The organism is Pseudomonas serbica (genome assembly GCF_028823535.1).
GTDB classification, from domain to species: domain Bacteria; phylum Pseudomonadota; class Gammaproteobacteria; order Pseudomonadales; family Pseudomonadaceae; genus Aquipseudomonas; species Aquipseudomonas serbica.
Genome location: NZ_JAQIYM010000011.1, coordinates 178,558 through 191,309 on the forward strand (window position 1 = coordinate 178,558; position 12,752 = coordinate 191,309).

Annotated in this window: 15 protein-coding genes and 1 tRNA gene; 10 read left to right on the forward strand and 6 right to left on the reverse strand. The window is 58.8% G+C overall.

The genetic code is table 11. The features are described from left to right. Positions 1–72 precede the first annotated feature (72 nt). A complete protein-coding gene (locus NQL71_RS19665; protein WP_274643128.1) occupies positions 73–795 on the forward strand; it encodes an amidotransferase in 723 nt (240 codons plus the stop codon). A 52-nt stretch (positions 796–847) separates the two neighbouring features. Here NQL71_RS19665 and NQL71_RS19670 read toward each other — a convergent pair whose 3' ends face one another. The 3 genes from NQL71_RS19670 to NQL71_RS19680 all read right to left on the reverse strand — a co-directional run bounded on the left by NQL71_RS19670 (position 848) and on the right by NQL71_RS19680 (position 3,581). After that, positions 848–1,819 (reverse strand): magnesium and cobalt transport protein CorA, encoded by a 972-nt coding sequence (locus tag NQL71_RS19670; RefSeq protein ID WP_046816152.1) that lies wholly within the window; start codon positions 1,817–1,819, stop codon positions 848–850. A 145-nt stretch (positions 1,820–1,964) separates the two neighbouring features. Beyond that, complete coding sequence (locus NQL71_RS19675; RefSeq protein ID WP_274643129.1) at positions 1,965–2,687, reverse strand: lysophospholipid acyltransferase family protein; 723 nt, start codon at positions 2,685–2,687, stop codon at positions 1,965–1,967. Between the two features lie 204 nt (positions 2,688–2,891). Beyond that, the gene (locus tag NQL71_RS19680; RefSeq protein ID WP_274643130.1) at positions 2,892–3,581 is read right to left on the reverse strand and encodes a crotonase/enoyl-CoA hydratase family protein; all 690 of its coding nucleotides are present in this window, start codon (positions 3,579–3,581) and stop codon (positions 2,892–2,894) included. A gap of 309 nt (positions 3,582–3,890) precedes the next feature. Between NQL71_RS19680 and NQL71_RS19685 the strand changes: the two genes are divergently transcribed. The 8 genes from NQL71_RS19685 (at position 3,891) to NQL71_RS19725 (ending at position 8,047) form a co-directional block, all read left to right on the forward strand. Next, positions 3,891–3,980, forward strand: a tRNA-Ser gene (locus NQL71_RS19685). Between the two features lie 199 nt (positions 3,981–4,179). Then, a complete protein-coding gene (locus tag NQL71_RS19690; RefSeq protein ID WP_143512462.1) occupies positions 4,180–4,404 on the forward strand; it encodes a hypothetical protein in 225 nt (74 codons plus the stop codon). Beyond that, positions 4,401–4,721, forward strand: a complete 321-nt coding sequence (locus NQL71_RS19695) for a YbjQ family protein (RefSeq protein ID WP_046816155.1) — start codon at positions 4,401–4,403, stop codon at positions 4,719–4,721. The genes NQL71_RS19690 and NQL71_RS19695 overlap by 4 nt, the downstream gene beginning before the upstream one ends. A 143-nt stretch (positions 4,722–4,864) precedes the next feature. Then, positions 4,865–5,053, forward strand: coding sequence for a hypothetical protein (locus NQL71_RS19700; protein ID WP_046816156.1), 189 nt, complete (start codon positions 4,865–4,867; stop codon positions 5,051–5,053). Positions 5,054–5,445: 392 nt separating this feature from the next. Further along, positions 5,446–5,814 carry a hypothetical protein gene (locus tag NQL71_RS19705; RefSeq protein WP_046816163.1) on the forward strand — a complete coding sequence of 123 codons (369 nt, stop codon included), beginning with the start codon at positions 5,446–5,448 and terminating at the stop codon, positions 5,812–5,814. 113 nt (positions 5,815–5,927) lie between these two features. Then, complete coding sequence (locus NQL71_RS19710) at positions 5,928–6,395, forward strand: glycine zipper domain-containing protein (protein ID WP_046816164.1); 468 nt, start codon at positions 5,928–5,930, stop codon at positions 6,393–6,395. Between the two features lie 107 nt (positions 6,396–6,502). Then, entirely contained in the window at positions 6,503–6,721 is a 219-nt protein-coding gene (locus NQL71_RS19715; protein WP_046816165.1) for a hypothetical protein, read from the forward strand. A 627-nt stretch (positions 6,722–7,348) separates the two neighbouring features. Further along, the gene (locus tag NQL71_RS19725) at positions 7,349–8,047 is read left to right on the forward strand and encodes an HAD-IA family hydrolase (RefSeq protein WP_274643132.1); all 699 of its coding nucleotides are present in this window, start codon (positions 7,349–7,351) and stop codon (positions 8,045–8,047) included. 27 nt (positions 8,048–8,074) lie between these two features. On the opposite strand, the gene NQL71_RS19730 is transcribed toward NQL71_RS19725, so the two are convergent. After that, positions 8,075–8,821 carry a 3-oxoacyl-ACP reductase family protein gene (locus NQL71_RS19730; RefSeq protein ID WP_046816167.1) on the reverse strand — a complete coding sequence of 249 codons (747 nt, stop codon included), beginning with the start codon at positions 8,819–8,821 and terminating at the stop codon, positions 8,075–8,077. 126 nt (positions 8,822–8,947) lie between these two features. On the opposite strand from NQL71_RS19730, the gene NQL71_RS19735 reads away from it, so the two are divergent. Then, positions 8,948–9,871: a LysR family transcriptional regulator gene (locus NQL71_RS19735; protein ID WP_274643133.1), complete on the forward strand. Its 924-nt coding sequence runs from the start codon at positions 8,948–8,950 to the stop codon at positions 9,869–9,871. A gap of 116 nt (positions 9,872–9,987) precedes the next feature. Here NQL71_RS19735 and NQL71_RS19740 read toward each other — a convergent pair whose 3' ends face one another. Together NQL71_RS19740 and NQL71_RS19745 are read right to left on the reverse strand one after the other, a co-directional pair. Continuing rightward, positions 9,988–10,716 carry an aspartate/glutamate racemase family protein gene (locus NQL71_RS19740; RefSeq protein WP_274643134.1) on the reverse strand — a complete coding sequence of 243 codons (729 nt, stop codon included), beginning with the start codon at positions 10,714–10,716 and terminating at the stop codon, positions 9,988–9,990. Positions 10,717–10,772: 56 nt separating this feature from the next. Further along, positions 10,773–12,314 (reverse strand): NCS1 family nucleobase:cation symporter-1, encoded by a 1,542-nt coding sequence (locus NQL71_RS19745; protein WP_077185568.1) that lies wholly within the window; start codon positions 12,312–12,314, stop codon positions 10,773–10,775. Positions 12,315–12,752 lie beyond the last annotated feature (438 nt).

Sequence of the window (12,752 nt, forward strand, 5' to 3'; positions counted from 1 at the left end):
TTGCCTTGTCACGGTGTTTCAAGGCAGGCTCTGGGGGTGTGCATTATTCCCATCACGTGTCAGGTATTTTTTATGTCGTTACGCATCTGCATTCTGGAAACCGACATCCTGCGTCCGGAATTGGTTGACCAATATCAGGGCTACGGGCAGATGTTCAAACACCTGTTTTCGCAGCAACCCATCGCCGCCGAGTTCACCGTCTACAACGTGATGCAGGGCGAGTATCCCAGCGATGACCTGACCTTCGATGCCTACCTGGTGACCGGCAGCAAGGCCGATTCCTTTGGCACTGACCCGTGGATCGAAACCCTCAAGGCTTACTTGCTCAAGCGTTACGAGCGCGGCGACAAGCTGCTGGGCGTGTGTTTCGGCCATCAGTTGCTGGCGCTGTTGCTGGGTGGCAAAAGCGAACGTGCGGCCCAAGGCTGGGGTGTCGGGACCCATAACTACAAGCTCGCCGCCAAGGCACCATGGATGAGCCCGGTGCGCGAAGAACTGACCCTGTTGATCAGCCACCAGGATCAGGTCACCTCGCTACCGGAAAACGCCACGGTCATCGCCTCCAGCGATTTCTGCCCGTTTGCCGCCTACCACATCAACGATCAAGTGCTGTGCTTCCAGGGGCATCCGGAATTTATCCACGACTATTCCCGGGCGTTGCTGGAAATTCGCCAGCAGGCGTTGGGCGAGCAGATTTATTCGAAAGGCATGGCCAGCCTGGAGCAGGAGCACCACGGCACGACCGTCGCCGAGTGGATGATGCGTTTTGTGGCGCACAAGCCAGAAACCGTTTAAAAGCTTCGCCGGCAAGCCGGCTCCTACAGGGAGCTGGATTGCCAGCGATTCCCTACAACCACCCCGACTTCTTGAAACTCGCCCACAAACCCGTACACCCCACCGCGATAAACCCCAACACTGCGAAATAGCCGTAATGCCAGGTCAGCTCCGGCATGTTCTGGAAGTTCATTCCGTAGATCCCCGCCACCGCCGTCGGGAACGCCAGGATCGCCGCCCAGGCCGCGAACTTGCGCTGCACCACACTCTGGCGTGAGGCCTCCAGCAACACCCCGACCTCGATGGTCTGGCTGGCAATGTCCGCCAGGGTCGTCAGGTCTTCCATCTGCCGCGTCACATGAATCTGCACATCGCGGAAATACGGGCGCATGTTCTTGTCGATAAAGGGGAAGCTCAGCTTTTGCAGTTCCTCGCCGATCTCCACCATCGGCGCGGCAAACCGGCGCAAGCGCAATACATCGCGGCGCAAGCTATGGAGCTTTTGAATGTCGCGCTCATTCAGTGAGCCGCACATCACGTTGCGTTCCAGCTCATCGATCTCGGCATGGATCGCTTCGCCCATTGGCTGGTAGTTTTCGATGACGAAATCGAGGATGGCATAGAGTACGAAATCTTCCCCGTGCTCCAGCAACAGCGGACGCGCCTCACAACGCTGGCGGACATAAGCGTAGGACGCCGAATGACCGTTGCGCGCGGTAATGATGTAGCCGTTGCCAGCAAAGATATGCGTCTCGATGAACTTGAGTTTGCCTTCTTCGCGGATGGGCGAATAGGTGACGATGAACAGCGCATCGCCAAAGGTTTCCAGCTTCGGGCGGCTGTGTTTTTCCAGGGCGTCTTCAATGGCCAGCTCATGCAGGTTGAACTGGCGTTGCAGGTTGTACAGCTCCTCTTCATTCGGCTCTTCCAGGCCGATCCAGACGAAGTGCCCAGGCTTCGCAGCCCAGGCCGCGCCTTCGTCGAGGGTTATATTGGTGACTTTCTTACCGGCGCTGTAAACCGCAGCAGCAACAACTCTACCCATGATGTTGATTCACTTCTTCTTGGCAGCGTTCAGCTTAGCCTTGTCTGCTACTTGAGAGTCAGTGAAATTTTGCGGTGTGCCAATCCGGCTTGCGGGCGAAGGCGGCCATTCAGTCGATGGATCTATCGGCTGACAGACTGCTTTTTCAAGCAGCCTGCAGTTGCCGATCCATCGATTCAATGCACTCGCGCATCTGCTCGCGGCACTGGGCGATCAGCATGGGCATGTCGTCCAGGCTCAATCCCGCCGTAGGAATGGCCGGCAGGGAGCGGATCAGAATTTTCCCACTGCGCCAGCGGTTCAATCGCATGTGTTTGACGTAAGTGCTGACACACACCGGAACGATCGGCACCCCGGCCGCTATGGCCATCTGGAAGGCGCCTTTCTTGAATGGCAACAACTCTTCCCCCAGGTTGCGCGTGCCCTCCGGGAAAACCCAGATCGAAGTGTCTTTATTCTGCAGGGTATGGGTGGTGGTCAACATCGACCGGCGCGCTTTCTGCGCATTGCCGCGGTCGATCAGCACATTGCCGGCCAGCCAGAACAACTGACCGAACAATGGCACCCATTTCAGGCTTTTTTTACCAATGCACACGGTTCGGCGGGGCACCACATTTCCAAACACGAACAAATCGTAGTTGGACTGGTGATTGGCAATGATCACGCAGCTGTCGGGTTTATCCATCAACGGCCCGACTTCGGCTTTTACCCGCAGGCGCAAGATGCACATTGCCGGCCACGCATAGAGGCGCGCGCACAGGCGGCTGTTGTCCGGATTGAACGGGCGACACAGGCCAAGCACCACGCCCAACACACCCGCCACAATAAAGTGCAGACCCATCAATGACATACGTAAAGCGAACAGCATTTGCAGGCCCCACCGGGACAAAAGGTGGCGCAGTGTACGGATGTGCACTGTTTTCGGCAATTGCCGCTATATAGGCGGGAGAAGGACGATGTTTAAGTGCATGTTTCCGACTGGTGGGTCAGACTTGTCCTAGAGCGGTCCCAGCGTTTTCAACGCAAAAGCCCGACACGACGGTCGGGCTCCCGGGTTAATGCAGCATCGGGCTCAGCCCAGATGTTCCTGATCCTGGATGATCGCGTTGTCCAACGCGTCCAGCAGCGCCTTGCGCGCTTTCAGCTTGGTGTTCTTGTGGGCCGTCATGTTGATTTTCTTCAACTGTCGAGCCGTCGCCAGCGCCGCGCCTTGCAGCTCTTCAGCCGCGACCACGACATCCAGGTAACCGGCAGACACGGCGCTTTGCGGGTTGAACATCTCAGCGTTGACCACGGAACGCTGGAACGCCGATTTGCTCAGGCGATCGCGGGCAATCTCGATACCGGCGTGGTGCATGGTCATGCCGATCTGCACTTCGTTCAGGCCAATGCTGAAGGGGCCATCGACACCCAGGCGATAATCCGCCGACAACAGCAGGAATGCACCCTTGGCCACCGCATGCCCAGGGCAGGCGACGACGACCGGGAAGGGGTGCGACAGCAGGCGACGGGCCAGCGTCGAGCCGGATGTCACCAGCGATACGGCTTCCTTTGGACCGGAGGTCATCACCTTCAGATCGTACCCGCCCGAGAGAATCCCTGGCTGACCGGTAATGATCACCACCGCGCGATCAGTCACTGCCTGGTCCAGCGCAGCGTTGAACGCCGCGATCACGTCCGGAGAGATGGCATTGACCTTGCCGTTGCTCAAGGTCAGGGTCGCGATACCGTCTTCGAGGTGGTAGGAAATCAACTCACTCATGACGCTAGTCCTTTCAATAAAGTAGGGCAGAAGTTACTCACCGGCATCGGCCAGGTAAAGCGCCGTGACTGACTCGCCAGTCACCCTTTTCCCGCTCGTCCAGCGTCACCCGGCACGCCTGCCGCGGATCGCCTGCTATATAGAGGTGGGGTGCCAGGCCGAAGATTGGCCGGTTTGCCATTAGCCTGGGCAACCAAAAACACCCAAGCGCCTTAAGCGCATGAAAATTCTCAAAAAAATGTTTGCCAACAGAAAAGCTTTCGACTACATTAGCGCGCCTCGACAGACAGAACATGTTTGAAGAGATACGGTGAAGTGTCCGAGTGGCTTAAGGAGCACGCCTGGAAAGTGTGTATACAGGAAACTGTATCGAGAGTTCGAATCTCTCCTTCACCGCCACATTCGATGTAGACAGAACCCCTGGTTTCGAGAGAAGCCGGGGGTTTTGTGTTTTTGGGCGTGTCAAATTACGCGCGTGCAGAGTTGCGTCAGGTCACAGAGCGAAGACAATTCTGAAATTTCCGTAGGAAACGGGATCGGCGTGTGGGACGTCATCCGGAAGAATCAAATGGATAGCTGCTTTCATAGGGGCTGCCACTTGAAACAAGTCGCCTGGGAAATGGGTATTGGTTTTATGTTTTCCGGGTGCACAATAAATGACAGCCCCCAACGCGACCCACTCCAGGATGGAAAGGTAACCGCCATGCAGGAATTCACCATGAAGCAGGCCGAACTTGAAAAGGTCCATGTGAAAATCGTCCAGCTGATGGCTGAACAGCGCAAGCTGAACGCCGAAGCGGGCAACAACAAGGACATTCCATGATCACGACGACAACCCACACGGTCGAAGGCCGACACATCACTGCCTACCTGGACATCGTCAGTGCCGAGTCCGTCCAGGGCGTCAACGTTGTCCGCGACCTTTTCGCCGGGATGCGGGATATTTTCGGTGGGCGCTCCCAGACCCTGGAGCGGGCGTTGCAAGAGGCGCGTATCCAGGCCACCGACGAGATCAGGGAACGAGCGCGGGCACTGCAAGCGGATGCGGTGGTAGGGCTTGATTACCAGATCAGCATGCCCGCCGGGAAGGGCGGCATGGTTGTGGTTTTTGCGTCCGGAACGGCGGTCAGGCTGGGGTGAAAGTTCCTGCCCATTCGTCGGGCATTCGCTCATCTGAACTACAAGTCCGTTAATGACCGGCTAGTCTCAGAATCCTTGGTGATCGATATTTTTCGTGCAAAGGGCTTGCCGGTGTCGATCGCGTATTTGAGAGGGGTGAAGCGATGACTGAACCGTATATCGAAGACGACGGCGCAGAATATCCGATCAACAACTACGTTCAGTGCGGCCAGACGGAGTACGTGGCCAGCTTCGGCGAAGACCAGGCCAAGGTCCTCAAGATAAAGACCAAGGCTTGTCGAGTGTTGAAGGGGAAATTCCTACCCAAGCTTACAGAACCGGCCAGGCAGTAAATTGTACCCGCGAGCAAACCCCGTCAACGAACGGGGTTTTTTGTGTGTGTAGGGGCGAGCTTGCTCGCGATGGATTTGAAGGCGACACGTTCCGTCGGGAAACACGCGTTATCGTCAGCGTCCATCGCGGGCAAATGTGAATGAATATTTAATTGGGAAAGTTTTCACAAACTTTTCACAGGGCGCTACGTAGGCTCAACTCATCCGTTAGAAGCAACATCCTGCCCGTTCCCCAGCGGGCTTTTTTTTGCCTGCCATAAAACCTTTTCCAAAAATGCTGTCCAACCGTCGCTTACAACGGGTTTGAGCGCGCGCATGTCTGGACTTTGTCTCCTCTAAAGCATTCAATCTCGCCCCTTTGAATTTCATCCCCTATTTTTGAGGTTTCTGTCATGCGTTTTACACTGCCTGCTCTGGTTCTGGGTCTTCTGGTTGCTCAAGGTGCAATGGCCGGCGACGGCACGGCTGCCATCGGTGGCGGCCTGGGTGGCGCACTGGGTAACGTCGTTGGTCAGAGCATGGGCGGCAGCACCGGTGCCGCGATTGGTGCTGGTGTCGCAGGCGCAGCCGGCAGCGCGGTTGCCGCCAAGAAAGGCCACCGTACCAGTGCTGCCATCGGTGGTGGCGTTGGCGCTGCCGGTGGTTCGGTGATCGGCAACAGCCTGGGTGGCAAGACCGGTTCGACCATCGGCGCAGGCCTGGGTGGCGCGTTGGGCGGTGGCGTAGGCAGCAATCTGGCCCACGGCCACAAGCGTCACTGATCCTTAAGGGTTCACGACAAAAGCCCGGCTCGATGCCGGGCTTTTGCGTTTTTGAACGTTTCTGCAGTTAACGCCTCGAATGCTTCATACCCCCGAAGAATGCGAGGCATACCATGACCCCGAAAACCAAAGGCAATGCAGTGCGATACCCAGGTACTCAACGCTTGACGTTGCCGGCGCTTGTTTTTGGATTGTTGTTTACACCGTTCGTACTGGCGGCAGGAGACGGTACTGCAGCAGTTGGCGGTGGCATTGGCGGTGCATTGGGCAACGTAGTGGGCGGACAAATGGGCGGCAGCACAGGCGCGGCGGTTGGTGCTGGTGTCGGCGGTGCCGCCGGTAGTGCAATCGGCGCACCCAAGGGCAGTCGCACCGAAGCCGCACTGGGTGGTGGCTTGGGTTCGGCGGGTGGCTCGGTGATTGGCAACAGCCTGGGCGGCTCCACCGGTTCAACCATTGGTGCAGGCCTCGGTGGCGCGGCCGGTGGTGCGGTGGGCAACAATCTGGGCAGCGACAATGGCGGATCCCACTCCGGTGGCGGCCATAAACACAAGAACAAACATAAAAACAAGCATCACTGACGGCATCGATCTGCGATGTAACCGATGGTCTCTTTGATCGAACCTGACGATCGACTATCCCCTCCAACGTTCAGGGCCTGCCTTTCAGGCCCTTAGAGAGGTGTCTTATGCACGCTGATCCAAAAGTCTCCGACATCGACGAAACCCCTGAATACCCCCTGCCTTCGCCCACCGATTCCTTGAGTCGGGATCAGCGCCCGCCCGATGATGAGCCCGGGGTCGAGCAGGTTCCCAATGATGATCTCAAGCGCGCCGACCCTGATGTTGAAGCAGACCCGAGTGATCCGGACATTGCTGGCGAGGATGCCTCCGGCGAGCCAAGTTGATCCGCGTCTTCGTGCGAGACCGTCTGTCGAATGAATGGCAACCACGCCATCGCGCTGCTGCCAGACATAAGGTATGCAACTCGTAAAGGAGACGCACCATGACCAGGTCAAGATGGATGGCCCTCACAGTGGCTGGTCTGTTGTCGCTCGGGTCAGGCATGGCACTTTCCCAGTCCTCTGGCAACGATGCACCCGTCGACAAGGGCGGGATGCCACCGTCCACCGAAATGAATGCAGGCTCTAGCCCGGAGAATACGCTGCCTCCTGGCTCCATCAATAAGGGCAATGCAGGCGATGCCAATGGGAGCAGCACCCGCCCGGAGACGGGAAATGGTTCGACCAGCGGTGGCGCTTCGATGGGGAGCGGTTCTGGGAGTGGGTCTGGAGGATCAGGTAGTGCTTCCGACAAAGGCTCAGACACACTGCCTGCGGATGGCAAAGCGGGCGGTTAGTCCGCTGAGGAATCAACCACAGTGAAATGACGAGCCCGGCGATTTGCCGGGCTTTTTGCGTCATCCTCCGTTGCTCTTGGTCGCGGCTGATCGTTATGCTGCTGAAACCTTTAATCTGTCGCGGAGCCGGCCGTACCTGAGCCGCCTGGGATGCCATGAAAACGGATCAGATGCGATGAATTTACTGCGCAAGGAGTTCGGCCCGATCAAGGCTGTGATTTTCGACATGGATGGCTTGTTGCTGGACACCGAGGGGATCTATACCGAGGTCACGGCCACGATTGCCGCGCGTTATGGACGCACGTTCGACTGGAGCGTGAAACAGAACATCATCGGCCGTGGTGCAGGTGATCTGGCGCGCTACGTGGTGCAGGCGCTGGACTTGCCGATCAGCGCCGAAGAGTTTCTGGTGATTCGCGAACCGCTGATGCGCGAACGTTTTCCGACGGCGCAGGCGATGCCGGGTGCAGAACAACTGGTCCGGCACTTGAAGGCGCATAACATTCCCATTGCGGTGGGTACCAGTTCCTCGAGCCAGTCGTTCGGCCAGAAGACCACCTTGCACCGCGACTGGTTCGCCTTGTTCGACTTCATCGTCACCGCCGATGATCCGCAAGTCGGTGCGGCCAAACCGGCGCCGGATATCTTCCTCACGGCAGCGCGACGCTTGGGTGTCGAGCCGCAGGATTGCCTGGTATTCGAGGATTCGCCATTTGGTGTCACGGCAGCGAAAGCGGCGGGGATGACGGCGATTGCGATTCCGGATGCAGCGATGGCCGACGAAAAATACGCCCATGCTGATGGCATTCTTCGTTCGTTGAAGGCATTTGTGCCGGGTGCCTGTGGCTTGCCGGCACTGGACTGGGCGTCGTAGGAGCGAGCAAGCTCGCTCCTGCAAGAATCAGGCGCCAAAACCACCGTCGATGGTCAGGCTCGCACCAGTGATGTAGCCGGCTTCGGGGCCGACCAGGTAAGCCACGAAACTGGCGATCTCATCGGCCTTGCCGTAACGCCCGACTGCCATCAACGGAATAAGGCTGTCGGCGAAGTCGCCGTGGGCAGGGTTCATGTCGGTATCGACCGGGCCCGGCTGCACATTGTTGATGGTGATGCCTTTGGGGCCGAGGTCGCGGGCCAGGCCCTTGGTCAATCCGACCAGCGCTGATTTGCTCATGGCGTAAGGGCCGCCACCGGCGAACGGCATGCGGTCGGCGTTGGTGCTGCCGATGTTGATGATCCGACCGCCCTCGGTCATGTGCTTGGCGGCAGCCTGGGTGGCGATGAACACACTGCGCACGTTGATGGCCAAGGTCTGATCGAAGTCTTCGAGCTTGAAATCTTCCAGCGGTGCAACAGCCAGCACGCCAGCGTTGTTGACCAGGATATCCAGCTTGCCAAAGGCTTCCACGGTAGCGTTCACGGCACCACGAATGGCATCGGCGTCGGCGCTGTCGGCCTTGATGGCCAGGGCTTTACCGCCAGCAGTGGTGATGCTGTCTTGCAATTCCTCGGCCTTGGCCGTGGAGCTCACATAAGTAAAGGCGACAGTCGCGCCTTCAGCGGCCAGGCGTTTGACGATGGCTGCGCCGATGCCGCGGGAACCGCCCTGGATCAAAGCCACTTTGCCACTGAGGTTCTGAGTAGTCATATCGATCTCCAAAATCCCGAGGCGAGATGTCCCGGTTGATGGAGCCTAGTATCGAATCAGGATTGCAGGCTGAGTAGGGGGTAATTGCGATAGTCTGTATAAACCAGAAGTTTATAATGGCCCTCTATGGAAACCTTCAGCAGTATCGAATGCTTTGTACGCAGCGCCGAGGTTGGCAGCTTTGCCGAGGCTGCACGGCGGTTGAGCCTGACCCCGGCGGCCGTAGGTAAAAGCGTGGCCAAGCTCGAAGCGCGACTGGGCGTGCGGCTGTTCCAGCGCAGCACCCGCAGCCTGACGCTGACCGAGGCCGGTCAGCTGTTTCTCGATGAAGTTAGCGGCAGCCTGCTCACGATCCAGAATGCCGTGGCCAATCTGGCCAGCGCCGAAGGTCGACCGGCGGGTACCCTGAAGGTCAGCATGGGCACCGTGTTCGGGCGTTTATACATCGTGCCGTTACTCGGTGAATTTTTGCGGCGCTTTCCCGCGATCAATCCGGACTGGCATTTCGATAACCGTCAGGTAGACCTGATCGCCCAGGGCTTCGATGCCGCGATCGGGGGCGGTTTCGAACTGCCGCAGGGTGTGGTTGCACGCAAGCTGACACCGGCCCATCGCGTGCTGGTGGCCTCTGCCGATTACCTGGCGGCGCGCGAAGCGATCCTTGAGCCTGACGATCTCAAGCTTCACGACGGCATCCTCATCCGCTCGCCGCAGACCGGTCGCGTGCGCTCCTGGCAGTTGACCAGCCGCACCCGGCAACACAGTCCCTTGACCCTCGACGCACGGATGACCATGAGCGATTCGGAAGCGGCTTGCGCCACGGCCGTCCAGGGTTTGGGCGTTGCACTGGTGAGCATGCCCTTTGCGGTGGGTTATCTGGAGGCGGGGACGTTGCAGCGGGTGCTGCCGGACTGGTATGTCGATGATGGCAATATTTCCATCTATTACGCCGAACACAAACTGCTGCCCGGCAAGACCCGGGCGTTTGTGGATTTCATTATTGAGCAGTTTGCGGAGCGGGGGTTGGGGCAGCGTTTTAGTGCGGTATGAACCAGGCGCCCCCTTCGCGAGCAAGCCCGCTCCCACATTGGATCTGCGGCTTGCACAAATCCCCTGTGGGAGCGGGCTTGCTCGCGATGAGGGCGACTCGGTTCAAGGTTGGGAATTCAGCGCCCAAACCGCCCCGGCCAGCCAATGATGTGCTTCGCCCGTGGCGTCGCATAAGTCCGCACCTTGGACGTCGACAACCCCAGTCGCACCAGTGATTCGGCGATGGTCACCGCCGCCGTCACGCCATCGATCACCGGCACGCCAGTACGCTGGCGGATCTGTTCATCCAGCCCGGCCATGCCGCCGCAGCCCAGGCAAATCACTTCGGCCTTGTCCTGGGTCACCGCCAGTTCAGCCTGATGCACGATGGCCTCCAGTGCGCGTTGCGGCTCGTGTTCCAGTTCCAGCACCGCCAGGCCGCTGGCCCGCACCGAAGCACAGCGGTCCCAGAGCCCGGACAACTTCAGCCGATCTTCGATCAGCGGCACAGTGCGGTCGAGGGTGGTAACGACCGAGTAGGCGTGACCGAGAAACATCGCGGTGCTCGCGGCCGCATCGGTGATGTCCACCACCGGTACGTTGAGCAATTCCTGCAGGCCTTCGCGGCCGTGTTCGCCGTAGCCGGCTTGAATCACGGCATCGAAGGGCTGGTCGTAGGCCATCACCCGATCCATCACCGCAATGGCGGCCAGGTAGCTTTCGAAGTTGCCTTCTACCGAGTCGGCTCCGAAGTACGGCGTCAGGCCAACGATCTCCGTGCCGGGCGCGGCCACGGCCTGGGCCGAGCAGGCGATGGCCTGGGTAATGGATTCGGTGGTGTTGACGTTGACCACGAGAATGCGCATGGGAAATCCTTCTAGCGGGTGGTTCAGCGGCCCGATGCAACCGGGCCGCGAGGGAGTTAGTGGCTGACGTTGTCCACGGCGATGGCTTCACCGCTGACGTCGGCGTAGTGGGGTTGGCGCTTGGCGATGATCAGGTAGAGCATCCCGGAAATCCCGGCGCCGATCAGCCAGGAGAACGGCGACACCAGGTGGAAACCCGGTACCAGTGCCAGGACGATGGCGATCAGCGCGGCGGGAATGAAGGCCGCCACCGCGCGCAGGTTGACCCCGCGGCTGTAGTAATAGGCACCGTTGGGGTCTTCGCTGTACAACTGCGGCACGTTGACCTGGCCTTTTCGCACCAGCCAGTAGTCGACCATGATCACGCCGTACAGCGGGCCGAGCAGGGCGCCGAGTCCGGAGAGGAAGTAGACGATCACCAGTGGGCTGTTGTAGAGGTTCCACGGCAGGATCAGCACGGCAATGGTCGCGCTGATCAGCCCGGCACGGCGGAACGTCAGGTACTTGGGCGCCAGGTTGCTGAGGACAAAGGCCGGGGCGACGAAGTTGGCCATGATATTGACCGCCACGGTGACGATCAGGAACGCCAGGCAACCCAGGACCAGGAAGAAGGTATTTGGGATCGAGGCGATGATCTCGGTCGGGCTTTCAATGATCCGGCCGTTAATCTGGAATTGCGCGCCACAGAGCAGGACTGTGATGGCGGCGAAGACCAGGATGTTCACCGGCAGGCCCCAGAAGTTGCCGACCTTGATGGTCTTGCGGCACGGCGCAGAGCGGGCGAAGTCGCAGAAGTTGAGGATCAGCGTGCCGTAGATCGCCAGCCACAACGCACCGCCGGCAAAGATATTGCGCCACATCTCGCCACCGCCCAGCGGCTCGCGGATCGACCAGGCGATGGTCGCATTGGCCTGGAAGTACATCCAGGCGGCAAGGGCGGCGACGGTGAGCAGGATCACCGGCCCGGCAAACCCTTCGTAGCGCCGCACCATCTCCATGCCATAGGCGAGGATCGCCAACTGCACCAACCAGATCGAGACGAAACACACCCAACCCAGTGTCGACAGACCGAGGATCGAGTCGTGGTCGTACTCGGCGAAACCGGGATGGATGGCGGTCAGCAACACCCGAAAGACCACCGAGGCCAGGTAGGTCTGGATGCCGAACCAGGCGATGGCGATCACAGCGCGGATCAAAGCGGGAATCTGTGCCCCGTGGATGCCGAAACTGATGCGGCTGATGACCGGAAACGGCACCCCGGTTTTCTGGCCCATGTAGCCCGACAGGTTCATGAAGCAATACACCAGCGCCGCGCCGATGCCCAGGGACAGGAGAATCTGCCAGCCGCCCAGGCCCAGGGCATAGAGGCCGATGGCAAACGAGTAGTTGGCGATGTTGTGCACATCGTTGGTCCACAACGCGAAGATGCTGTAGCGACCCCAGCGCCGGCCTTCCGCCTTCGTTGGCGCCAGGTCCTTGTTGTGCAGGCGGGGGCTGAGCACGACAGAGGATTCAAGCGATTGCCCAAAAGCTGTCTGGGTGACGTGGGAGGAGGGTAGATCCAGCGCGACATTGTTATTGGAGAGACTTGTACGCATTCCGGCAGGCTCCTGATGCTCGACGCCGCGATGACTGTGCTTGAGCCTTTGCTCGGCAATCTTCGTCGCGGGTGGCGAATATCATTGGTTACGGGGCATCTGCAGCCTGTACGGGATAGGGCGCTTCAGGCTTGCGGATCTAAGTGTTTTTATGTTTTGGATTTATTGTATACAAAACATGTATGCACTTAAGCGAGATGCGTGCCAGTCGGGAGATATATGAAATGCGCTGCTCATTTCGTTTTGTTATGGATTTCCGCCAAGTGATTGAAAAATCGGAAATATAAATTGACCGTTTGAACAGGTATTTATTTTTCAGCGGGATTGTTGGGTTTGATCGACTGGGGAAGTCAGGAAAGGAGGATGTAACTTTTTGGGGCGTGTAAACTAAAAGTGCACACATAAATGGCACCTATGGTGACATTCCTGTGTACACAT

Bases quoted from the DNA above. Each gene is read 5' to 3' on its own strand.
- NQL71_RS19665 (WP_274643128.1), top strand. From the start codon at position 73: ATGTCGTTACGCATCTGCATTCTGGAAACCGACATCCTGCGTCCGGAA.
- NQL71_RS19670 (WP_046816152.1), bottom strand. From the start codon at position 1,819: ATGGGTAGAGTTGTTGCTGCTGCGGTTTACAGCGCCGGTAAGAAAGTC.
- NQL71_RS19675 (WP_274643129.1), bottom strand. From the start codon at position 2,687: ATGCTGTTCGCTTTACGTATGTCATTGATGGGTCTGCACTTTATTGTG.
- NQL71_RS19680 (WP_274643130.1), bottom strand. From the start codon at position 3,581: ATGAGTGAGTTGATTTCCTACCACCTCGAAGACGGTATCGCGACCCTG.
- NQL71_RS19695 (WP_046816155.1), top strand. From the start codon at position 4,401: ATGATCACGACGACAACCCACACGGTCGAAGGCCGACACATCACTGCC.
- NQL71_RS19700 (WP_046816156.1), top strand. From the start codon at position 4,865: ATGACTGAACCGTATATCGAAGACGACGGCGCAGAATATCCGATCAAC.
- NQL71_RS19705 (WP_046816163.1), top strand. From the start codon at position 5,446: ATGCGTTTTACACTGCCTGCTCTGGTTCTGGGTCTTCTGGTTGCTCAA.
- NQL71_RS19710 (WP_046816164.1), top strand. From the start codon at position 5,928: ATGACCCCGAAAACCAAAGGCAATGCAGTGCGATACCCAGGTACTCAA.
- NQL71_RS19715 (WP_046816165.1), top strand. From the start codon at position 6,503: ATGCACGCTGATCCAAAAGTCTCCGACATCGACGAAACCCCTGAATAC.
- NQL71_RS19725 (WP_274643132.1), top strand. From the start codon at position 7,349: ATGAATTTACTGCGCAAGGAGTTCGGCCCGATCAAGGCTGTGATTTTC.
- NQL71_RS19730 (WP_046816167.1), bottom strand. From the start codon at position 8,821: ATGACTACTCAGAACCTCAGTGGCAAAGTGGCTTTGATCCAGGGCGGT.
- NQL71_RS19735 (WP_274643133.1), top strand. From the start codon at position 8,948: ATGGAAACCTTCAGCAGTATCGAATGCTTTGTACGCAGCGCCGAGGTT.
- NQL71_RS19740 (WP_274643134.1), bottom strand. From the start codon at position 10,716: ATGCGCATTCTCGTGGTCAACGTCAACACCACCGAATCCATTACCCAG.
- NQL71_RS19745 (WP_077185568.1), bottom strand. From the start codon at position 12,314: ATGCGTACAAGTCTCTCCAATAACAATGTCGCGCTGGATCTACCCTCC.